We start from the raw sequence: 21,986 nt of genomic DNA, 5'->3' as shown, positions 1-21,986 counted from the left end.
CCCGTGCCGCTCGACAGATCGGTGGGCCTACCGCCTCAGCGGTGTTTGTGGAACACCCGCTGGTGCAGCCGCCGCAGTGACCACCACACCCCTGCCGCCACCACCGGAATCGCGAGGGCTGCCGTAGTCTCCGGCGACAACGGCCAGCCCAGTTTTTGCGCGCCCTTGGCCAGATAGCTGACGAGCCCGACGATGTAATAGGTAATGGCCGCCACAGACAACCCCTCCACGGTGGACTGCATCTGCAACTGCAGATCCTGCCGGTGGTTCATTGTGGTCAGCAGCGCCTGGCTGCTTTGCTGCTGTTCGATCTCTACCCGGGTGCGCAGCAGGTTGCTCATGCGCGATACGCGCTGCGACAGTGCATCCTGCCGGCGGGTTGCCCACTCACAGGTACTCCGAGCGGGGGTCAGGCGCCGGTCCATGAACTCCCGGATGGTCTGCATGCCCGCCAGGCGGGACTCGGCAATGTCCTGGATACGGCGGTCCAGCAATTCAAAGTAGGCGCTGCTGGCCGAGAAGCGCGAGTGCGTGGCTGCGTACTGACTTTCCACCTGCCCGGCCAGGCGCGTCAGCCGGTCGAGCAAGGCGGGCTCGTCATCACGGTTGGCCGTGCGGATGGCTTCAGCCAGCGCCGCCAGTTCGCGCTCAGCAAAGGCCAGCACACTGGCAGCCTCGCGAGCGGCAGGCAGGCCGAGCAAGGCAGCCATGCGGTAGGTCTCGATTTCCAGCAGGCGCTGCACCAACCGCCCCAGGCGCCGTGGTGTCATACCCCCTGCGAGCAGCACCATGCGCGAAAAGCCGTCGGCGTGGATCGCAAAGTCGGTGTACACCTCACCATGCCCGTCGGCCACGGTAGAAGCTACCAATGTGTCTTCGTGCAGAACATGCTTGACCAGAGAGCCCGATCCAAAGGTGTGTGTGGGCAGCACCCACAGGTTCAGGCTGCACAGGCACTGGCCGGGCAAAGCTGCAAGCCAGTCGTGCGGAACGGAATCCACGGCACTGACCGGCTCCCGCTCTCCAAAAGCCTCCACCGGCGCCGGGACCATGAAGGTCCAGGTGACGAATTCGGTGTGCATCTCCCAGCGCATCCGAAAAGCGCCCAAGTCCATCCGCAAGTGGGTGGTCTGGGCGTCGGGAAGCGCCATGTGGTGGTCCCGCAGGAGCGCGGCCACATGGGCCCGGCTGGCCTCGCGCCCTGCCGCATCGGCCAGCATCACGATGTGCGCGATGGCCAGCGGGGCATTCATCGCCTCGGGCGGGCGGGCGTGGATTTCGTTGTGCAGCATCGCCCGGTGCGGGTGCTGCGTGGGATGAAACGGTGTGGACATGCGGACCTCTGCCCGCAATTGTGTACTGGCGACAGCCGTACCACGTGGACGCCACTGCCCAAAAAACAACGGCACCCGAAGGTGCCGTTGATCAGGGTGAGAAAAGAATCGGAACCGATCAGTCTTCCACAAACGCTTCTTCGCGCTTGTTCTTGACTGAAGGCAGCAGCACGATGATGAGCAGCAGTGCCGCAGCCGCCAACAGGCCTGCCGACAGCGGACGCGTCACAAACACGCTCCAGTCACCACGCGACAGCAGCAGCGCACGGCGCAGGTTCTCTTCCATCATGGGGCCCAGAATGAAGCCCAGCAGCAAAGGTGCAGGCTCGGTGCCCAACTTGTGAAAGATGTAGCCAATCAGACCGAACGCACCCACCATCCAGATGTCGAAGGTGTTGTTGTTGGTCGAATACACACCCACCGCGCAGAACAGCACGATGGACGGATACAGCCAGCGGTAAGGCACGGTCAGCAGCTTGATCCAGATGCCGATCAGCGGCAGGTTCAGGATCACCAGCATGGCGTTGCCGATCCACATCGACGCGATCAGGCCCCAGAACAGTTCGGGGTTGCTCGTCATCACCTGGGGACCAGGCTGGATGTTGTGGATGGTCATGGCACCCACCATCAGCGCCATCACGGCATTCGGCGGGATACCCAGCGTCAGCAGAGGGATGAACGAGGTTTGCGAACCTGCGTTGTTGGCCGACTCAGGGGCCGCTACACCGCGGATGTTGCCTTGTCCGAAGGGCACTTCGCCAGGACGCAGCTTGGTCTTCTTTTCCACCGTATAGGCAGCAAAAGCGGCCAGCAAGGCACCACCACCGGGCAAGATGCCCAGAGCAGAACCCAGCGCTGTGCCCCGCAGCACAGCGGGGATCATGTTCTTGAAGTCTTCCTTGGTGGGGAACAGACCTTCCACCTTGGCAGTGAACACCTCACGCTCGTCATCGGGGCGCGAGAGGTTGGCGATGATTTCACCGTAACCGAACACACCCATGGCGATGGTCACAAAACCGATGCCGTCGGTCAGTTCAGGGATATCGAAGCTGAAGCGCGCCACACCCGAGTTCACGTCGGTCCCCACCAGGCCCATCAGCAGGCCCAGCACGATCATGGCCACCGCCTTGAGCAACGAACCCGAGGCCAACACCACGGCACCGATCAGGCCCAAGGTCATCAGCGAGAAGTATTCGGCAGGGCCGAACTTGAACGCGACTTCGGTCAGCGGAGGCGCAAAGGCCGCCAGGATCAGCGTGCCCACGCAGCCCGCAAAGAACGAACCCAGGCCCGCAGCCGCCAGCGCCGGCCCCGCTCGCCCCTTACGCGCCATCTGGTAACCGTCAATCACGGTCACCACCGACGAGGACTCGCCCGGCAGGTTCACCAGAATGGCGGTGGTGGAACCACCGTACTGGGCACCGTAGTAAATACCAGCCAGCATGATCAGCGCCGCCACCGGGGGCAGCGCATAGGTGGCGGGCAGCAACATGGCGATGGTCGCCACCGGGCCAATGCCTGGCAACACGCCAATGAGCGTGCCGAGCAAACAGCCCACAAAACAGTAAATCAGGTTCTGGAAGGTGAAAGCAACACCAAAACCCAACGACAAGTTGTTAATAAGATCCATGGTCGGTGCTCCTGCTTAACCTGCGATGAAACTCGGCCACACAGGAAACTGCAGCTTGAGCGCCCACACAAAAGCCACATAGCTGCCAATGGCCAGCACGGTGGCGAGAACAAATACGGCCTTGGCATTGAACTCATTGCCAGCCAGGCTGGAGATGAAGGTCAGTGCATAGATGCCCACGATGAGCCCCATGGCTGGAATGCCCAGGCTGGGCAAGCCGCCCAGCAGAATGCCGAAGGCAAAGTTGGCGGCCAGGATGAAGAACAGCGGCTTCCAGGCCCATTTGCCGATCTTGTCGCCATCGGCGGTTTCCACGGTCAGCGCCTTGAAGGTGATCACGCTGCCGATGAGGGCCAGCAAGATACCCAGCAACAACGGGAAGTAGCCAGGGCCCATGCGCGCGCCCGTGCCCACGTTGTAAGTGGTGGCACCCCACGCAAATGCGACCCCGACGCCCATGAACATGAGCCCGGACGCAAAGTCTTTATTACTCTTGATTTTCACGAATTGTCTCCTTGACGGAATTCTCGACTGCGCGATTGTGCTGGCAAGGAGGGGGCGGCGCGATGTGGATTCCACCTACATCCGGTAACGACTGGCAGGCATGCACCACCGGGCGAGTCGCCCAGGAGACTGTCTCGAAAACCACTCTGGAAGACGGCTGGCCAACCGCAGAGGAATGACCGCCCCTCCCCTTCTCTCACTCCAGAGGCGGTGTGGCCGCAACCACCTCTTCCATGGTGGTCAGCCCCTCAGCCACGCGCAGCGCACCCGCCAGGCGCAAGGGACGCATGCCGTCTTGCACGGCCTGGCGGCGCAGTACGTCAATGGAAGGCGCCTGGGTGATTTTGTCCTTGAGCGCCTCACTGACGGTGAGCAATTCATAGAGCCCCATGCGGCCCCTGAAACCGCCCATGCGGCAATCCACGCAACCGACCGGCTTGTACGGGTGGTAGCTACCACTGATCTTCCAGGGCTTGACCACCTCGGTCAGGGCTTCGCGGCTCGCGGCCTCATCCTTTTGTTTGCAGTGCTTGCACAGCGTGCGCACCAGCCGTTGGGCCAGCACGCCCAGCAAGGTGGCATTGATGAGGTACGACGGAACACCCAGCTCCATCATGCGGGTGATGGCGCTGGGGGCATCGTTGGTGTGCAGGGTAGAGAACACCAGGTGGCCTGTCAGCGCCGCCTGGATGGCCATCTCGGCGGTCTCCAGGTCGCGGATCTCACCCACCATGATGATGTCAGGGTCCTGCCGCATCAGGGCGCGCAGGCCTTCGGCAAAGTTGAAGTCGAGCTGCGGCTGCACCTGGGTCTGGTTGAAGCTGGGCTCGATCATTTCGATGGGGTCTTCCACCGTGCTCACGTTGACCTCTTCGGTGGCCACGCGCTTCAGGGTCGAGTACAGCGTGGTGGTCTTGCCCGAGCCCGTGGGGCCAGTCACCAGGATGATGCCGTGCGGCCGCTTGACCAACGCCTCCCAGCGCTGCGCATCGTGCTGCGCAAAGCCCAGGGCATCAAGGTCCTTGACCGCGTTGTCCGGGTCAAAAATGCGCATCACCATCTTTTCGCCAAACGCAGTGGGCAAGGTGGACAGGCGCATTTCCACCTCTTCGCCCCGCTGGTTGCGGGTCTTGATGCGGCCGTCCTGTGGGCGGCGTTTTTCCACCACGTCGATGCGCCCCAGCAACTTGATGCGCGCCACCATCGCGTTGTGCACGCCCATGGGCATCTGGTAGACGGGGTGCAGCACACCGTCGATGCGAAAACGGATCACGCCCTGGTCGCGGCGCGGCTCCAGGTGAATGTCGCTCGCGCGCTGGTCAAACGCGTACTGCCAGAGCCAGTCCACCACCTTGACCACGCCCTGGTCGTTGGCATCGAGCTGCTTGTTGCTCTTGCCCAGCTCCACCAGCTGCTCAAAGCTGCTGCCACCCGAGTTGCCACCAGCCTTCTGCGCGGCGCGCACCGACTTGGCCAGCGCAAAAAATTCGGCCGTGAAGCGGTGGATGTCTTGGGGGTTCGCCACCACCCGACGCACCGAGCGGCGCGACTGGCGCTCCACCTCGGCCACCCAGTCATCGATGAAAGGCTCGGCCGTGGCCACCACCACTTCTTTGCTGGTCACCTGCACGGGCAGCACCTTGTGGCGTTCCGCATAAGTGGCGCTCATGGTGTCTGCTACGCGCCCCACATCCACCTTGAGGGGGTCGATGCGCAGGTAGGCGAGGCCTGCACGTTGCGCCAGATACTCGGACAGCGCCTCGATGTCGAGCGGCTTGCTGTCGCTGGCGCGCTCCATGGCCACACTGGCCAGGCGCACCAGGGCATGCTGGGAGCTCTCAGCCTGCGAACAGCGGGCGATGGTGCGCTGCGCTTCCTCGCGCGAGATCACCTTGTCATCGCTGAGCCACTGCACCATGCGGCGCCAGTCCACCGGGCCAATGTGTGAAGCCGACTTCAGCCGGTCAGGGGTCACGACAGGAGCATTCATTGCAAGATTCCTCTCAGGGGTTCACAGGCTTGAACACCCGCAGCCATTTGCTGGTGGGCAGGTCCCACCGCGCCTGAATCGCCTCGGCCCGCTCGGCCAGTTCCGCGCGCTTGGGCCGCGTGGGGGTGCGCTGGGCCAGCACCACCGTGTTGCCTTCACGCGTGGGCTTGAACGCCCACAGCGCATCGCTGCCAAACGCCTGGGACATGCTCTGCAGGCTGCGGTCAAAGCTCGACGCGCGGCCGAACAGGTTCACGGTCATGCAGCCCGTCTCCGTGAGCAGTGCGCGGCAGTCGGCGTAAAAATCGGGGCTATCGAGCACGGGGGCCGCAGCCTCGTGGTCATACAGGTCCACAGCCAGCGCATCCACCGTGCCCAGCCACATGGGGTTCTGGATCTCCTTGGACGCATCGGCCAGCACCACGCGCAGCTTGGGGCCGTCGGGCGGCAACTTGAACCACTGGCGGCACACGGCCAGCACCTGCGGGTTCAGCTCGATGGCGGTGGTGCAGATGCGCAGCTTTTTGTGGCAGAACTTGGTGATGGCACCCGCTCCCAGGCCCAACTGCATGGCATGGCCCTTGGACACCTGCGCCAGGTCGGCAAACAGCAGCCAGGCCATCATGCGCTGCACGTATTCCAGCTCCAGGGCAAAGGGCTCATCGATGCGCATGGAGCCCTGGATCCAGGGTGTGCCCAGGTGCAGGTGACGCACTTCGCCGTCGTCAGACACGCTGACTTCGGGCAGTTCTAGCAAGGTTTCTTTTTTACGGGCCATTCACAGCAATCCGTGCCGGGCCATCACATCGGCCCAGGCGGTCAATTTACGTTCAAAACTCCAGGAGGCGTTGGCCGGGCTGGTCGATGGCAGCCGCACGGCCTCGATGGCACGTGCGCCTGACGTGCCCACATCATGCGGCAAGAGTGTCGGCTGCCCGGCAGCTCCCAGCGCGGCAAGCGCCGCCGGCGCGTGCCGAAAACTCTCCGCACCGTTGTGCGCCAGCGCGGCCAGCCGGGGGCACACACTGCGCAGCGCCGCAAAGTCGTTGAGCCGGGCGTTACGGATGCTGGTGTCCAGGCTGCCCTCGCGCTCGCAGCTCTGGTACACGTCCCACAGGCCCAAGCCGCGATCCAGCAGCCAGGCGCAGCGGTCTGCATACCCATCCGGCCCCGCCGGGGGCAAGGGATGCTGAGGCCACAAGGCCTGCAGGATCTTCCAGAAGTGGTTCTGGGGGTGCGCGTAGTACTGGCGGGCTTGCAATGACGCAGCCCCGGGAAAACTGCCCAGCACCAGCACCACGGTGCACACACCTGCCACCGGCGGAAGGCCCAGCCAGCGCGCGGACGGTCCGGAGGCGTCAGGCGTGGAGGCCAGCGACGGGTCGGCTGCAACAGGGGCTGGAAGCATGGGGCAATTTTGGCCCCAAAGGGCCGTCAGCCACGTCTGGCAGCACAAAAAAGATAGCTGTCGGCCCTTTGCCACAGGGCGTCAAACTCCCCAATTTCTCCCATTTGATCGTCCCTGCCGGTCTCTCTATCCTCCTACGATGGCCGCCCGTCTGCCAGCAGCCTTTCCAGCCGGGGCAACGCGGCCAAGGCATTGGCCCCGGTGCTGCCGGCCAGCGGCTGCACAGGCTGGCCGCGCAGCTGGGCCACCACCGCCGCAATGCCAGGCAGCTCTGCCGGGCTGTTGCGGCCCTGGGCCTGTCCTGCGGCGCGCTCTGCGGCGGTGGTGTACAGCCAGTGGGGCGGAATGTCAGGCGCGTCGGTTTCCAGCACCAGGGCATCGCCGGGCAGCTCGGTGGCCAGACGGCGCAGCTGCAGGGCGCGGTCATAGGTCACCGCACCGCCAAATCCCAGCTTGAAGCCAAGGCCGATGAACGCCTGCGCCTGCTGCAGGCTGCCGTTGAAGGCATGCGCAATGCCGCCGCGCACCGGCAAATCCCGCAGGCCCTTGAGCAGCTTGTCGGCAGAACGGCGCACATGCAGGATCACCGGCAGGTCAAACCGCCGGGCCAGCTGCAGCTGTGCGCGGTAAAACCGCTCCTGGCGCGCCGGGTCGAGGCCCGGTACAAAGTAATCGAGGCCGATCTCGCCTATCGCCACCAGGCGCGGGTCTGCGTGGTGCTGCTCCAGGTATCCGGCCAGATGCTGCAGGTCCTCCTCCTCGGCGCGCCCTGTGTAGAGGGGATGAATGCCCAGCGCATAGCTGTCCCCATGCTGGTGCGCCAGCGCCCGCACGGTGTCCCAGTTGCTGCGCTCCACGGCCGGAATCACGCAATGGCAAACGCCTTGCGCCGCCGCCAGTGTGCGGACTGCACTGCGGTCGGCATCGAACTCGGGGGCGTCGAGGTGGCAGTGGGTATCGATCCAGGCGGTCATGCGCCGATGATGCCCGATGCAGCCTGCAAAGGCTGCGGTCGCAGGGGACGGTGGGCCCGTGTAGCCCTGCATGTGCATTTGCCCGCAAACCGTGCTACTGTCATTTGCGTGCGCCAGGCCCTGGCGTGTACGAGCAAAGGTGACAGGATGCCCCGGCCCGCCCTCTACAGCAGCTCCCGCCCCGCCCGCAGCCGCACACCTGCGGCGGTGGATGCCACCGAAGCCGTGGCCTCCACAGCGCCGCCCGCAGATGATTCGCCGGCGACGAACGCCGCCACCGCAGCCGCCACGCCCCCGAATTCCCGGGCATTCAAACGCCAGCTGGTTGCCCTGTGGACCATCGTGGTGCTGTTGGCCGCCTTGCTGGTAGCCAGCGCCTGGCACAACACCCGCAGCCCCGCCCGCAAGATCACCCAGGACGACATCGACGCCGCGGTGCTGCGCACGCTGGAGACCACCACCCCGCCCTCTGCCGCCGCGCGGGCTGTGGAGAGCATCGGCCCCTCGGTGGTGCGCGTGGTGGGCTACGGGCGCAGCAAGAACGGCAAGGAAGAGGTCGAGCGCGGCATCGGCACGGGCGTGGTCATCGTGGACAAAGGCGTCATCCTGACCAACCTGCATGTGGTGGCGGGCTCAGACCGCATCGGCATCACCTTCCACGACGGACTGGAAACCACGGCCAGCATCACCGGCGTACAACCCGAAAACGACCTGGCCGTGCTGCAGGCCCACAAGGTGCCCGACGACCTGGAGGCCGCCACCCTGCGGTCCACCCAGAACCTGCGCCCGGGCGACCATGTGGTGGCCGTCGGCTTTCCTTTTGGCATCGGCCCGTCGGCCTCGGCGGGCGTGGTGTCGGGCCTGCAGCGCGAGTTCACGTCGCCCGAGGGCAAGCGCCAGCTCAGCAATCTGATCCAGTTCGACGCAGCGGCCAACCCTGGCAACTCTGGCGGCCCGCTGGTGACGATGGACGGCGAGGTGGTGGGCATCGTCACCGCCATCCTCAACCCCACGCAGGCGCGCACCTTCATCGGCATCGGTTTTGCGGTGCCCATCGAAAACGCGGCGTCCGCCGTGGGCATGCCGCCGTTCTGACCCCACACCGCCCCACCATTCCACTCGTCATCGCAAGGAGCCCCATGTCATCCAGCACGTCGCCCAATGCATCGAACGCCGCCACCGCCACGCTGATGGAACAGGTGCTCTACGAGGTCAAACGCGTAGTGGTCGGGCAGGACCGCTTTCTGGAGCGCGTCATGGTCGCCATGCTGGCCCAGGGCCACCTGCTGGTCGAGGGCGTGCCAGGCCTGGCCAAGACGCTGACGGTAAAAACACTCGCCAGCACCATCCAGGGCAGCTTCAAGCGCATTCAGTTCACGCCAGACCTGGTACCCGCCGACCTGGTGGGCACGCGCATGTACAACCAGAAAACCGGCGAGTTCAGCACCACGTTGGGGCCCGTTTTCACCCACCTGCTGCTGGCCGACGAGATCAACCGCGCGCCCGCCAAGGTGCAGAGCGCGCTGCTGGAGGTGATGCAGGAGCGCCAGGTGACCATTGCGGGCGAAACCCACAAGGTGCCCGAGCCCTTCCTGGTGATGGCCACCCAGAACCCCATCGAGACCGAAGGCACCTACGCGCTGCCCGAGGCGCAGGTGGACCGTTTCATGATGAAGGTGCTGCTGGGCTACCCCACCGAGGAAGAAGAATTCGTGATCGCCCAGCGCGCGCTCGATGTGCCCGTGCAGGTGCTACCCGTGGCCACCACGGCGCAGCTGGCGGCATTGCAGGCCGAATGCCGCACGGTGTATGTAGATCCGTCGATGCTGCAGTACGCCGTGAAGCTGGTGGCGGCCACGCGCGAGCCTGCGCGCCATGGCCTGAAAGACCTGGCCAGCTACATCAGCTGCGGCGCCAGCCCGCGCGCCACCATTGCCCTGGCCGAGGGCGCGCAGGCCCTGGCCATGCTGCGCGGGCGCAACTATGTGCTGCCGGAAGACATGGTGGACCTGGCCGCCGACGTGCTGCGCCACCGCGTGGCGCTGTCGTACGAGGCGCTGTCTGAAGGGCTGGATGCCGACGCGCTCATCCAGCGCATCATGGCCAAGATCCCGGCACCGGCGCGCCCCTTGCACCACGAACAAAAAGCCGCTTGAGTCCACCTGCCATGACCAGCAAGCCGCCCGCCACATCCGTCCCATCCGCCACGGTCCACACCCTGCCCACACGGCCCGGGCAGGCCGACCGGCTGCTGCGCGAGCTGGAGTGGAAGGTGATCCGCCGCCTGGACGGCCTGCTGCAGGGCGACTACCGCACGCTGATGCGCGGCAGCGGCCTGGACCTGACCGACCTGCGCGAATACCAGCCGCACGACGACGTACGCCACATCGACTGGAACGTGACCGCGCGGCTGAACACCCCCCATGTGCGCGTGTTCACCGAAGACCGCGAAATGTCGGCCTGGTTTCTGCTGGACCTGAGTCCGTCGATCAGCTTTGGCCCCACCGGCCATGCCAAGCGCGACATCCTGACCGGCTTTGTCGCCGTGCTTTCGCGCCTGCTCACCCGCCACGGCAACCGCGTGGGCGCCGTGCTCTACGGCGGTGCCAGTCCGAAGGCCGAACGCGCAGTGGACGCCGTGCTGCCACCGCGCAGCAGCCGCGCCCATGTGCTGCACCTGGTGCACAAGCTGCTGCCCTCCAAAACCCCGGTGCCACCAAACAAGACGGGTGGCGGCGCCACCGAGCTGCACCGCCTGCTGCAGACCGGCCTGGCCACGCTCAAGCGCCGGTCCACCGTGTTTGTGGTGTCCGACTTCATCAGCGCGCCCGGCTGGGAAAAGCCCCTGGCCCAACTGGCCCAGCGGCATGACGTGGTGGCCGTGCGCCTGCTCGACCCGCTGGAGCTGGAGCTACCCGACGTGGGCCTGGTCACGCTGCGCGATGCCGAAAGCGGCGAGCAACTGCAGGTGGACACGCACGACGCGGGCTTTCGCCGCCGCTTTGCCCAGCTGGCCGCCGACCGCGAGGCCGCGCTGCGTGAAGGCCTGACGCGCGCAGGTGCCGACACGCTGGAGCTGTGCACCGACGACGACCTGGTCGACGCCCTGCTGCGCTTCATGGACCTGCGCCAGCGCCGGGTGCGGGCGCACAGCCACCCCCTCGTCCCCGCATCGGCATCCGCAGGCCCTGCCGCAACGGCTGCCGCCGCCTGACCGATCAATGGATTGATTCATTGATCACCCGCCGCACACGCTGTACTCGCCACCAAGGACACACACCATGGTTTTTCTCTGGCCCACCCTGCTCTGGCTGCTGCTGGCTGTGCCCCTCTTGGTACTGCTGTACTGGTGGCTGCTGCACCGGCGCAAGAAAACAGCGCTGACCTACTCCAGCCTGTCCCTGGTGCGCGAGGCCATGGGCCCCGGCCAGCATCTGCGCCGCCACATCCCGCCCGCGCTGTTTCTGCTGGCCCTGGTGGCACTGCTGCTGGCCGCCGCGCGCCCGCTGGCCGTCATCACCCTGCCCTCGCAAGACCAGATCATCATGCTGGCCATGGACGTGTCGGGCAGCATGCGCGCCGCCGATGTGGAGCCCGACCGCATCACCGCCGCCCAGAACGCCGCCAAGGCCTTCATTGCCGACCTGCCGCGCCATGTGCGCGTGGGCATCGTGGCCTTTGCGGGCAGCGCCCAGCTGGCCCAGCTGCCCACCCAGAGCCGTGAAGACCTGGTGAAAGCCATCGACAGCTTCCAGCTGCAGCGCGGCACGGCCACGGGCAACGGCATCATGCTGTCGCTGGCCACCATCTTTCCCGATGCGGGTATCGACATCGCCGCTCTGGGCGGCCGCCAGGCCATGCGCCCGAAGCCCATCGAAGAGCTGGGCAAGCAACAGGACCCCGCCAAGACCTTCACGCCCGTGGCCCCAGGCTCGTACAACTCGGCCGCCATCATCATGCTGACGGACGGTCAGCGCACCACAGGCGTGGACCCACTGGAAGCCGCCAAGTGGGCGGCCGACCGGGGGGTGCGGGTGTACACGGTGGGGGTGGGCACGGTGCAGGGCGAGACCATTGGCTTTGAGGGCTGGTCGATGCGGGTACGGCTGGACGAAGAAACCCTGAAGGCCGTGGCTGCGCGGACCAATGCCGAATACTTTCATGCGGCGACGGCGGCAGACTTGAAGAAGGTGTACGAGACGCTGAGCTCGCGGCTGACGGTGGAGAAGAAGGAGACTGAGATTTCTTCTTTGCTGGCGTTGTTGGGGGCGGTGCTGGCGTTGGTGGCGGCGGGGTTGTCGGTGTGGTGGTATGGGCGGGTGATGTGATCTTTTTTTGGGTGATTTTGGCTGGATGCATTAGTGGAATATGCGCTGGTAGCTATTGATTTTGTAGCGTTTGGTGGCGTGCACTGATTTGGCCGCATGCTTGGGTTGAGGGCGGAGGCCGGGAGTCGCCCGGCATGCGAGTCCCTTTCTTTCGCGTCGCCGAAAGAAAGGAACCAAAGAAAGGGCGACCCCACTGTCTGCGTCCCCTGCGCTGACGCTACGGGGCAACCTGCGGTGCTCGGGTTTGGCGGGGTCTCGCTCAACTCGCGCCGCTGCGCGTCGCTCAAACACACGCGAGCCCTGATCCGCCAAACCCTGCGCTCCTCGGCGCATCCACAGGGGCACGGGGAGCAGAACATCCACACGGGCCATCGCTGCGCTCGGCCCCACATCGTGGGCGCAAGCGCCACGCGCTGCGCAAACTGGTCCGAGCGCAGCAATGGCCCGAATGGATGTCCGGCTGTTCGATTGTTTGGATGTTCGGCTGTCCACCCCCTGCTGGCTGCGCCTGCGGCGGGGCGGTTGTGGGGTGGCACGCGCGTCGGAGCGCGCGTGCTTCGTGCTCTGACTCGCCGTGGATGTCCGAGCGGCGCGCGGCAGCGCAAAGCGAGTTCCACGGCGCACCCCGCAACCGCCCCGACGCAGGTGTGCCCCGGAGCGAAGCGCAGGGGTCGCAGACTGGGGGTCGCCTTTTCTTTGGTGACTTTCTTTTGGCGAAGCAAAAGAAAGTTACTCGCACGCCGGGCGACTCCCGGCTCCCGCCCTCAACAAAGGCACGCCACCCAATCAGCGCACAAGAACCAACACTGCAAAATCAATAGCTACCAGCCCATATCCCACTAGCGCATCCAGCCAAAATCACCCTAACACCCCAGACACCAGCCTCACCACCCGGTCACACCGCGCCGCCAGCGACTCATCGTGCGTCACCATCACAAACGCCGTACCCTGGTCCCGCGCCAATTGCAGCATCAGGTCAAACACCCCATCAGCCGTACTCCGGTCCAGATTGCCCGTAGGCTCGTCCGCCAGCACACACGCAGGCCGGGTCACCAAGGCCCGCGCAATCGCCACCCGCTGACGCTCACCGCCCGACAGCTCGGCCGGCCGGTGCATCAGCCGCTCCTTCAAACCGACTGACGCCAGCACACGCTCCGCCTCCGCATGGCACTGGGCCAACGGCAGGCGACGGATGCGCAGCGGCATGGCCACGTTGTCCAGCGCACTGAACTCCGGCAGCAGGTGATGGAACTGGTAGATAAACCCCAGGTGCTGGTTGCGCAGCTGCCCCTGGCGCTCCGCCGACAGCGACGACATCTCTTCGCCCTTCAGGCGCACCGTGCCCGCCGTGGGTGCATCCAGCCCGCCCAGCAGGTGCAGCAAGGTGCTCTTACCCGAGCCCGAGGCGCCCACGATCGCCAGCGTTTCACCCGCATGGATCTGCAGGTCAACGCCCTTGAGCACGGTCACATCCAGACGGCCTTCGGTAAAGCGTTTGGTCAGGCCCTTGGCTTCCAGCACCACCGGGTGAGCGTTGTTTTTATTGTTGTGGGAGGTGGGGTTACTCATAACGCAGCGCCTCGGCAGGGTTCACACGGCTGGCGCGCCAGCTGGGGTACAGGGTGGCCACAAAGGCCAGCACCAGCGAGATGACCGCAATGGGCACGATGTCGCTGCTCTGCGGCTCGCTGGGCATCTTGCTGATGAGGTAGATGTCCTTGGGCAAAAAGCTCGCGTTCAGCGCGCGCTCGATGGCCGGCACGATCACGTCGATGTTGAACGCGATGCCAAGGCCCAGCAGCAGGCCGACCAGCGTGCCAATCACGCCCACCATCGCGCCCTGCACCACAAAGATGCCCATGATGCTTTTGGGGCTGGCGCCCAGCGTGCGCAGGATGGCGATGTCGGCGCGCTTGTCGGTCACCGTCATCACCAGCGTGGAGACCAGGTTGAACGCCGCCACCGCCACGATGAGCGTGAGGATGATGAACATCATGCGTTTTTCGAGCTGCACGGCGGCGAACCAGGTGCGGTTCTGCTGCGTCCAGTCGCGGATCAGCAGCTGGCCGCTCAGGGACTGCGCCAGCTGCTGCGCCACCTCGCGGGCCTGGTGCAGGTCCTTGAGCTTCAGGCGCACGCCCGTGGGGCCTTCCAGGCGGAAGATGCGCTGCGCGTCCTCATGGTGCAGCAGCACCAGGGCCGAGTCGTATTCGTAGTGGCCGGAGTCAAACGTGCCCGCCACCGTCATCTGCTTGAGGCGCGGCACCACGCCTGCGGGCGTCACCTGGCCGGCGGGCGCTATCAGCGTCACCGGGTCGCCCACCCGCACGCCCAGGGCACGGGCCAGCTCGCCCCCCAGCACCACCCGGAACTCGCCGGGCACCAGCAGGTTCAGCGTCTTCTCGTTGGTGGCGGCCAGATCGGTCACCGCGCCTTCCAGGGCCGGGTCGATGCCGCGCACCAGCGCACCCTTCATGTCTTCGCCACGCGCCAGCAGGGCCTGGGCCGCGACAAAAGGTGCAGCCCCGATCACATTCGGGTTCTTCTTGGCCTCGGCCAGGGTGAGTGCCGGGTCGGGCAGTGCGGCCCCCAGGGGCGCAAAGATCTCGATGTGCGAGACCACGCTGAGCATGCGGTCGCGCACGTCCTTCTGAAAGCCGTTCATCACCGACAGCACGATGATCAGCGCCGCCACCCCCAGCGCAATGCCCAGCATGGACACGCCCGAGATGAACGAGATGAAGCCATTGCGCCGCGTGGCGCGGCCCGCGCGCGTGTAGCGCCAGCCCAGGGCCAGTTCGTAGGGAATTTGCATGGATTAGGAAAGAAGGACCTGTACGGTGCGGAATGCACGCTACGGGCCGGGCCGATTGTGGCATCCCGGACAATACGCCCATGTCGGACACCACCCATTTGCTCATTCCCTACGCCGCCAGCGCCTTACCGGGATGCCAGCAAGCCCAACAGGGCCTGGCCCTGCCCCACCTGGACCGGCTGCTGGCCCGGCTCAGCCCCCATCCCGCCCGGAGCGACAGCGGCGAAGAAACCAGCTTCTCCGCCCCCCATGAACGTGCCCTGGCCCGCGCCCTGGGCCTGCCCGCGCAGGACGGCCGCATCCCTTGGGCCGCCTGGCACCGCCACCAGCAAGGCCTGACGATCCACGGCGAGGCCTGGGCCTTCGTCACCCCCTGCCAGTGGCAGGTCAGCACCGACCACGTCACCCTGCGCGACCCCGAACAGCTGGGTCTGGACGAAGCCGCGTCCCGCGCGCTGCTGGTCATCGTGGCGCCCTGGTTTGCTGAGGACGGCATCACCCTGCACTACGACCAGCCCACGCGCTGGCTGGCCAGCGGGCCGCTGTTTGCCGACCTGGCCACCGCGTCGCTGGAGCGTGTGCTGCTGCGCGACGTGCGCGCCTGGATGCCCGATGTGAAACAAGCCCGCACCCTGCATCGCCTGCACAGCGAGATGCAGATGCTGCTGTACACCCACGCCTTCAACGACGAGCGCTCAGCGCGCGGGCTACCCGTCGTCAACTCGTTCTGGGTGCATGGCACGGGCACACTGGCTGGCCCACCGCGTGCCACTGTGCCACCCCATATGCCCACCACCCTGCGGGACGCCGCCTTGCACGACGACTGGCGCACCTGGGCCAGCGCCTGGGCCGCGCTGGACGCAGGCCCCGTGGCCGACCTGCTGCGCCGGGCCGAAAGCGGCACGCCCGTGCAACTGACCCTGTGCGGCGAACGCAATGCGCTGGGCTTCCACACCGCTCCACGCAGCCTTGCACAGCGGTTTCAAGGTCTTTTTCGCCCCATGCGCTGGTCGAATATGCTGGTGCAGCTATGAAAATAATAGCAAGAGACATTCCGCCCCGCGCCGCCTGGGCGCTGGAGCAGGCCGGCGTGCACCCGCTGCTGGCGCGCCTGTACGCCGCGCGTGGCGTGCGGGCCAAGGACGAACTGGACGATGGCCTGGGCCGCCTGCTGCCGCCCAGTGGCGACCAGGGCTTGAAGGGCATTGACGCCGCAGCCCGCCTGCTGGCCGATGCCATGGCGCAGAACCAACGGCTCATCATCGTGGCCGACTACGACTGCGACGGCGCCACCGCCTGCGCCGTGGGTGTGCGCGGCCTGCGGCTGCTGGGCGCCCAGAACGTGGACTACTTGGTGCCCGACCGCGTGACCGACGGCTACGGCCTCACCGCCTCGATCGCCCGCCGCGTGGCCGAGCGGGGTGCCGACATGCTCATCACCGTGGACAACGGCATCGCCAGCGTGGACGGCGTGGCCGAGGCCAAGGCGCTGGGCCTGCAGGTGCTGGTGACCGACCACCACCTGCCTGGCCCCGAGCTGCCTGCGGCGGACGCCATCGTCAATCCCAACCAGCCCGGCTGCCCGTTCGAAAGCAAGTCCATGGCCGGGGTGGGCGTGATGTTTTATGTGCTGCTGGCCTTGCGCGCCGAGCTGCGTGCGCGTGGCGTGTTTGACGCCGCCACGCAACCCAAGCTCGACCCCTTGCTCACCCTGGTGGCGCTGGGCACCGTGGCCGACGTGGTCAAGCTGGATGCCAACAACCGCCGCCTGGTCGCCCAGGGCTTGAAGCGCATCCGCGCGGGGCAGATGCCCGCAGGCATCGCCGCCCTGTTCCACGCCGCCGGCCGCAAGGCGCCCGTGGCCACCACCTTCGACTTTGGCTTTGCTTTAGGCCCACGCATCAACGCCGCAGGCCGCCTGGCCGACATGACGCTGGGCATCGAATGCCTGCTGACGGACGACGCAGGCCGCGCTGCCGAACTGGCTGCCACGCTGGATGGCATCAACCGCGAGCGCCGCGACATCGAAAGCGGCATGCGCGAACAGGCCATGCTGATGGCCGAGAGCCTGTTTGACGAGAGCGAAGAGCCGCCCCCCGCCATCAGCGTGTTCGACCCCGACTTCCACGAAGGCGTGGTGGGTATCGTGGCCAGCCGCATCAAGGACAAGCTGCACCGCCCGACCTTCGTGTTTGCGGCCAGCAGCGCGCCGGGCAAAGAGCATGAACTCAAAGGCTCGGGCCGCTCCATCCCCGGCTTTCACCTGCGCGACGCGCTGGACCTGGTGGCCAAACGCCACCCGGGCGTGATCCTCAAGTTCGGCGGCCACGCCATGGCGGCGGGCTGCACGGTGGCGGAGGAATCGTTCGACGTGTTCGAGCAGGCCTTTGCCCAGGTGGCGCAGGAATGGCTGGACGCCGCCACCCTCACCCGCCGCATCGAGACCGACGGCCCGCTGGCCCGCGAATACTGCCGCGCCGACATTGTGGACACGCTGCACCGCGAGGTCTGGGGCCAAGGCTTTGCGCCCCCCACCTTCAGCGAAGAGGTGCAGATCGTGAGCCAGCGCCTGGTGGGCGAGGCCAAGAACCACCTGTCGCTCAAGCTCATCCACCAGGGCAACCCCGTGGATGCCATCTGGTTCGGCCACACCGAGCAGTTGCCTGCCCGGGTACTGCTGGCCTTCCGCCTGGATGTGAACGAGTGGAAGGGCGAGCGCAAGGTGCAGTTTCTGGTCGAAGGCGCGCAGGTGTAGCGCGCCACCGCTCAAGCCTGCGTCGGCCCCTTGCTTCGCTGGCGGATCACGGTCACCGGCTCACCGCCCTGCCCCCAGTTCTCGGGGTCCACCTCGTCGATGATGACGGTGACACTTTCCGGCCGCTTGTCCAGCACCTGCTGCATGAGCTGGGTCACGCCCGCAATCAGGGCGGCTTTCTGGGCTGCGGTAGTCGGCAGGTCGCGGCGCGCAAGGCGGATGTTGACCAAGGGCATCGGAGAATCCTTTCAAGGTGCACCAAAACAAAAGGCAGCTCACGCTGCCTTGCTGTCAAATCGGCCGGAATACCGACCACAAAAAATAGCCGCCAGCGCTTGATGGTCATGTGCTAGCCGCTATCGATTTAGAAGCTCTCCCAATCGTCATCGCCACCCTGCGCCGCTGCCTTGGCTGCGGGGGCGGGGGCGGGCGCCTTGGCCGCAGGCAGGCGCGCCGGGGCGGGCGCAGGTGCCTTCGGGGTGGCGGAAGACGCCACGCGGGGCGCGCTGGCCGTTGCCTTGGCCACGGCGGGCCGGGGCGCAGGCGCTGCAGCGCGGGGTGCCGCTGCCGGCGCCCGGGTGGCCACCGCTCCCACGTTGAACACCGACACCACCTGCGCCAGGTGCTGTGCCTGGTCACGCATCGAGGCGGCTGCCGCCGTGGACTCCTCCACCAGCGCCGCGTTCTGTTGCGTCATCTGATCGAGGTGTGTGACGGCCTGGTTGACCTGCGCGATGCCGTCGCGCTGTTCTGTCGAGGAGGCCGTGATCTCGCCGATGAGGTCGCTCACGCGCTGTACGCTGGCAACGATCTCTTGCATGCTTTGCCCGGCCTGTGCCACCTGGGCCGAGCCCGATTCCACGTTCTCCACGCTGGCGCTGATCAGGGTCTTGATCTCTTTGGCCGCCTCGGCGCTGCGCTGCGCCAGGCTGCGCACTTCGCTGGCCACCACCGCAAACCCACGGCCCTGCTCGCCGGCCCGGGCGGCTTCCACCGCAGCGTTCAGCGCCAGGATGTTGGTCTGGAAGGCGATGCCGTCGATGGTGCCGATGATGTCGCTGATCTTGCGGCTGCTGTCGGTGATCTGCTGCATGCTGGTGACCACCTGGCCCACCACTTCGCCGCCCCGCGCTGCAGCCTGGGCCGCCGTGCCGGCGAGCTGGTTGGCCTGGCGAGCCGTGTCGGCCGACTGGCTCACGGTGGCCGTGAGCTGTTCCATGCTGGCTGCCGTCTCTTCCAGGTTGGAGGCCGTCTGCTCGGTGCGCGCCGACAGGTCGTGGTTGCCGTTGGCAATCTCCACCGACGCCGACGAGACCGAGTCCACTCCCTGGCGCACTTCGCTCACCACACCGCGCAGCCGCGACGACATGGCCGACAGCGAACGCAGCATGTGGCCAAACTCGTCCTTGCGGGTGGATTGCAGCTCGCGCGTCAGATCGCCTGCTGCAATGGCATCGATGGTCTCGACCGCTTCGTTCAGCGGCAGGGTGATGGAGCGCACCAGCTTCCAGGCCAGGAACAGGCCCGCCGCCATCAGCACCATGGAGCTGATGATGCCGGTGATGGCGTATTCGATGCGGCGCTGGGTGGCTTCGGCACGGATCACGTCGCGGCGCTTTTCGAGCGTGGCCACAAACTCATCCTGCGCCTTGAGGTACTTGGTGACCAGGGGGGCAAACTCGTCGTCCGCATAGCGTTGGGTGGCGACGGCATCGCCTGCGCCCTTGAGCTCCCAGGTCTTGGCGGTAGCCGCCAGCACGGCCTTGCGCGCCTCCAGCACCTTGTCGAGCGAGGCTTTCTCCTCGGGCGCGGTGGCTGAGGCCACGATGCCTTCCTGCACCTTGTTGATGTTGCCAATGATCTCCTTGACCTTGGCGCCGTACTGCTCGGCCAACACCGAATCGGTGGTCACCGCGCCGCCCATGACCATGGTGACAGCCGTTTCGGTGGCGCCCCGCCAGCGCACAGCAGCCGAGATGCGGGCCTCGATCTCGACCACGGCGTCCATGGCCGCCGACATCGAAGAGTTGCCCCGGTTCTGCGCAAATGCAGACAGCAGCAACATGGCAATCATGAGCCCCAGAAAGGCGCCCCACAGCTTGCGGGAGACGCGGATATTGTCAAATTGCATGGTTGGTTTTTCCTCGTGGATCGGTGATGTCTCCATGGTCTGCGCATGGCGTGCAAGACACATTCGATTACATCAACAACAGGCCATAGCCTACGCCAGCCCAAGGCACCGGCGGACTCATGCCCCACCGGGAAAAACCCGCATCCAAAACCCGCCAGGAATGCGCGAACGAAGACAGATCGAACAGGCGCTAGAACCCATGGCCTGACAGGGCCAGACCGGTATACAAGTCCCAGCCCGCCACACCCAAGCCTCTGGTCCCAGTATTGCTTGCCCTGACAGGCCTTCGCCCCGGAGCCTTCAGGGCACGCAGGGCCAGGAATCAGAAGCTTTCCCAGTCGTCGTCCCCGCCCTTGGCCGCCGCCTTGGGTGCAGGGGCTGCCGACTGTGTGACTGCGGGTGCAACTGGCGGCGCCAGCCGCGATGGGGCCTTGGGCGCGTTGGAGGCCGCCTTACTGGCGGTGGCAGGCTTGTTGCCCAGTGGGGCCTTGGCCACGGCGGGCCGTGGCGCAGGCGCCGGTGCTGCAGCGCGGGGTGCCGCTGCCGGCGCCCGGGTAGCCACCGCGCCCACGTTGAACACCGACACCACCTGCGCCAGGTGCTGTGCCTGGTCACGCATCGAGGCGGCTGCCGCCGTGGACTCTTCCACCAGCGCCGCGTTCTGTTGCGTCATCTGATCAAGGTGTGTGACGGCCTGGTTGACCTGCGCGATGCCGTCGCGCTGTTCTGTCGAGGAGGCCGTGATCTCGCCGATGAGGTCGCTCACGCGCTGTACGCTGGCAACGATCTCTTGCATGCTTTGCCCTGCCTGCGCCACCTGGGCCGAGCCCGATTCCACGTTCTCCACGCTGGCGCTGATCAGGGTCTTGATCTCTTTGGCCGCCTCGGCGCTGCGCTGCGCCAGGCTGCGCACTTCGCTGGCCACCACCGCAAAGCCCCGGCCTTGCTCGCCCGCTCGGGCGGCTTCCACCGCAGCGTTCAGCGCCAGGATGTTGGTCTGGAAGGCGATGCCGTCGATGGTGCCGATGATGTCGCTGATCTTGCGGCTGCTGTCGGTGATCTGCTGCATGCTGGTGACCACCTGGCCCACCACTTCGCCGCCCCGCGCTGCAGCCTGGGCTGCCGTGCCGGCGAGCTGGTTGGCCTGGCGGGCCGTGTCGGCCGACTGGCTCACGGTGGCCGTGAGCTGTTCCATGCTCGCTGCCGTCTCTTCCAGGTTGGAGGCCGTCTGCTCGGTGCGCGCCGACAGGTCGTGGTTGCCGTTGGCAATCTCCACCGACGCCGACGAGACCGAGTCCACCCCCTGGCGCACTTCGCTCACCACACCGCGCAGCCGTGACGACATGGCCGACAGCGCCCGGGTAAGCACGCCCAGTTCATCCTTGCGGCCATCTTGAATGTCTTGGGTGAGGTCTCCGGCCGAAATGGCTTCGGCCAGCACCACGGCCCGATCCAGCGGCCGAGTGATGGAGCGCACCAGCAGGGCCGCCAGCAGCATGCCCAGGGCCACCACCGCAATGGCTGCGGCAGCCCCGATCAGCACCAGGTTGCCGCGCGTGGCACGTGCGGCCTGCACCGCATCGTCACGCTGGCGCTCCTGCACCGCCACGAACTTGTCGATCGACTCCAGATAAGCCAACACCTTGGGCCGGTAAACCTTGTCCACATAGGCCTGCTTGGCGGCGGCATCGCCCGCATCGGTCAGCTCCTTGAGCTTGTCGGTCTGGCCCCGGACATCGGCACGCGCAGCGGCCACCGCGGCCAATGCCGCCTTGTCCTCGGGGGACACCGCCGCCTTGTTGATCTTTTCCTGCACCGGGGTGATGCGTGCGGTGAGCGCAGCCACCCGGGTATCAAAATCTGCCTTGAGCGCCTGGTCGGTGGTCACAAACCCGGCCATCGACATGGTGACCGCCACTTCCGCCAGGCCACGCCAGCTGACCGCCGTGGTGATGGCGGACTCGTATTTGTTGACGGACTCTTCGGTCGCAGCAGTGACCTGCCGCCCATACCACTGGGTCCAGACGGCGGCCACCAGCATCAGCGCCAGCAGACCCAGAATTACGCTCCACATCTTGTGGGCGACACGCAGGTCATTGAATTTCATGGTTGCTCCT

At 66.1% G+C, this 21,986-nt stretch carries 18 protein-coding genes; 6 read left to right on the top strand and 12 right to left on the bottom strand.

What is annotated here, in order from left to right:
- Nucleotides 1-35 precede the first annotated feature (35 nt).
- From N4G42_RS06945 to N4G42_RS06915, 7 genes are all read right to left on the bottom strand, one after another.
- Entirely contained in the window at nt 36-1,334 is a 1,299-nt protein-coding gene (locus N4G42_RS06945; protein WP_056060948.1) for a DUF3422 family protein, read from the bottom strand.
- Between the two features lie 118 nt (nt 1,335-1,452).
- A complete protein-coding gene (locus N4G42_RS06940; protein ID WP_056060945.1) occupies nt 1,453-2,964 on the bottom strand; it encodes a tripartite tricarboxylate transporter permease in 1,512 nt (503 codons plus the stop codon).
- 15 nt (nt 2,965-2,979) lie between these two features.
- Nucleotides 2,980-3,468, bottom strand: coding sequence for a tripartite tricarboxylate transporter TctB family protein (locus N4G42_RS06935; RefSeq protein WP_056060942.1), 489 nt, complete (start codon nt 3,466-3,468; stop codon nt 2,980-2,982).
- Between the two features lie 196 nt (nt 3,469-3,664).
- Nucleotides 3,665-5,458 (bottom strand): GspE/PulE family protein, encoded by a 1,794-nt coding sequence (locus N4G42_RS06930; protein ID WP_260666661.1) that lies wholly within the window; start codon nt 5,456-5,458, stop codon nt 3,665-3,667.
- Between the two features lie 13 nt (nt 5,459-5,471).
- Nucleotides 5,472-6,236 (bottom strand): spermidine synthase, encoded by a 765-nt coding sequence (locus tag N4G42_RS06925; protein WP_260666659.1) that lies wholly within the window; start codon nt 6,234-6,236, stop codon nt 5,472-5,474.
- Complete coding sequence (locus tag N4G42_RS06920; protein WP_260666658.1) at nt 6,237-6,866, bottom strand: DNA-deoxyinosine glycosylase; 630 nt, start codon at nt 6,864-6,866, stop codon at nt 6,237-6,239.
- Nucleotides 6,867-7,000: 134 nt separating this feature from the next.
- Nucleotides 7,001-7,840 (bottom strand): TatD family hydrolase, encoded by an 840-nt coding sequence (locus tag N4G42_RS06915; RefSeq protein ID WP_260666657.1) that lies wholly within the window; start codon nt 7,838-7,840, stop codon nt 7,001-7,003.
- 147 nt (nt 7,841-7,987) lie between these two features.
- Between N4G42_RS06915 and N4G42_RS06910 the strand changes: the two genes are divergently transcribed.
- The 4 genes from N4G42_RS06910 to N4G42_RS06895 all read left to right on the top strand — a co-directional run bounded on the left by N4G42_RS06910 (nt 7,988) and on the right by N4G42_RS06895 (nt 12,168).
- Complete coding sequence (locus N4G42_RS06910; protein WP_121943540.1) at nt 7,988-8,935, top strand: S1C family serine protease; 948 nt, start codon at nt 7,988-7,990, stop codon at nt 8,933-8,935.
- Between the two features lie 44 nt (nt 8,936-8,979).
- On the top strand, nt 8,980-9,996 hold the full coding sequence (locus N4G42_RS06905; protein WP_015013050.1) for an AAA family ATPase: 1,017 nt from the start codon (nt 8,980-8,982) through the stop codon (nt 9,994-9,996).
- 11 nt (nt 9,997-10,007) lie between these two features.
- A complete protein-coding gene (locus tag N4G42_RS06900; RefSeq protein ID WP_260666656.1) occupies nt 10,008-11,054 on the top strand; it encodes a DUF58 domain-containing protein in 1,047 nt (348 codons plus the stop codon).
- 67 nt (nt 11,055-11,121) lie between these two features.
- Nucleotides 11,122-12,168 (top strand): VWA domain-containing protein, encoded by a 1,047-nt coding sequence (locus tag N4G42_RS06895; protein WP_260666655.1) that lies wholly within the window; start codon nt 11,122-11,124, stop codon nt 12,166-12,168.
- 858 nt (nt 12,169-13,026) lie between these two features.
- Here N4G42_RS06895 and lolD read toward each other — a convergent pair.
- Nucleotides 13,027-13,737 carry a lipoprotein-releasing ABC transporter ATP-binding protein LolD gene (gene lolD / locus N4G42_RS06890; protein ID WP_260666654.1) on the bottom strand — a complete coding sequence of 237 codons (711 nt, stop codon included), beginning with the start codon at nt 13,735-13,737 and terminating at the stop codon, nt 13,027-13,029.
- Nucleotides 13,730-14,983 (bottom strand): lipoprotein-releasing ABC transporter permease subunit, encoded by a 1,254-nt coding sequence (locus tag N4G42_RS06885; protein ID WP_056646585.1) that lies wholly within the window; start codon nt 14,981-14,983, stop codon nt 13,730-13,732. The genes lolD and N4G42_RS06885 overlap by 8 nt, the downstream gene beginning before the upstream one ends.
- Before the next feature lie 80 nt (nt 14,984-15,063).
- On the opposite strand from N4G42_RS06885, the gene N4G42_RS06880 reads away from it, so the two are divergent.
- Nucleotides 15,064-16,017, top strand: a complete 954-nt coding sequence (locus tag N4G42_RS06880) for a phosphoglycerate mutase (RefSeq protein WP_260666653.1) — start codon at nt 15,064-15,066, stop codon at nt 16,015-16,017.
- Nucleotides 16,014-17,738 (top strand): single-stranded-DNA-specific exonuclease RecJ, encoded by a 1,725-nt coding sequence (gene recJ / locus N4G42_RS06875; protein ID WP_260666650.1) that lies wholly within the window; start codon nt 16,014-16,016, stop codon nt 17,736-17,738. Before N4G42_RS06880 ends, recJ begins: the two co-directional genes overlap by 4 nt.
- An 11-nt stretch (nt 17,739-17,749) precedes the next feature.
- Here recJ and N4G42_RS06870 read toward each other — a convergent pair whose 3' ends face one another.
- The 3 genes from N4G42_RS06870 to N4G42_RS06860 form a co-directional block, all read right to left on the bottom strand.
- Nucleotides 17,750-17,974 (bottom strand): tautomerase family protein, encoded by a 225-nt coding sequence (locus N4G42_RS06870; RefSeq protein WP_056060909.1) that lies wholly within the window; start codon nt 17,972-17,974, stop codon nt 17,750-17,752.
- A gap of 128 nt (nt 17,975-18,102) precedes the next feature.
- Nucleotides 18,103-19,869, bottom strand: coding sequence for a methyl-accepting chemotaxis protein (locus N4G42_RS06865; RefSeq protein WP_260666649.1), 1,767 nt, complete (start codon nt 19,867-19,869; stop codon nt 18,103-18,105).
- 322 nt (nt 19,870-20,191) lie between these two features.
- The gene (locus N4G42_RS06860) at nt 20,192-21,976 is read right to left on the bottom strand and encodes a methyl-accepting chemotaxis protein (protein ID WP_260666647.1); all 1,785 of its coding nucleotides are present in this window, start codon (nt 21,974-21,976) and stop codon (nt 20,192-20,194) included.
- Between the last annotated feature and the right edge of the window lie 10 nt (nt 21,977-21,986).

The sequence above is a fragment of the Acidovorax sp. K2F genome (assembly GCF_025246485.1).
In the GTDB taxonomy this organism is placed as follows: domain Bacteria; phylum Pseudomonadota; class Gammaproteobacteria; order Burkholderiales; family Burkholderiaceae_C; genus Acidovorax; species Acidovorax delafieldii.
The sequence above is the reverse complement of the archived record's forward strand: the minus strand, read 5'-3'. Positions and strand labels throughout refer to the sequence as shown.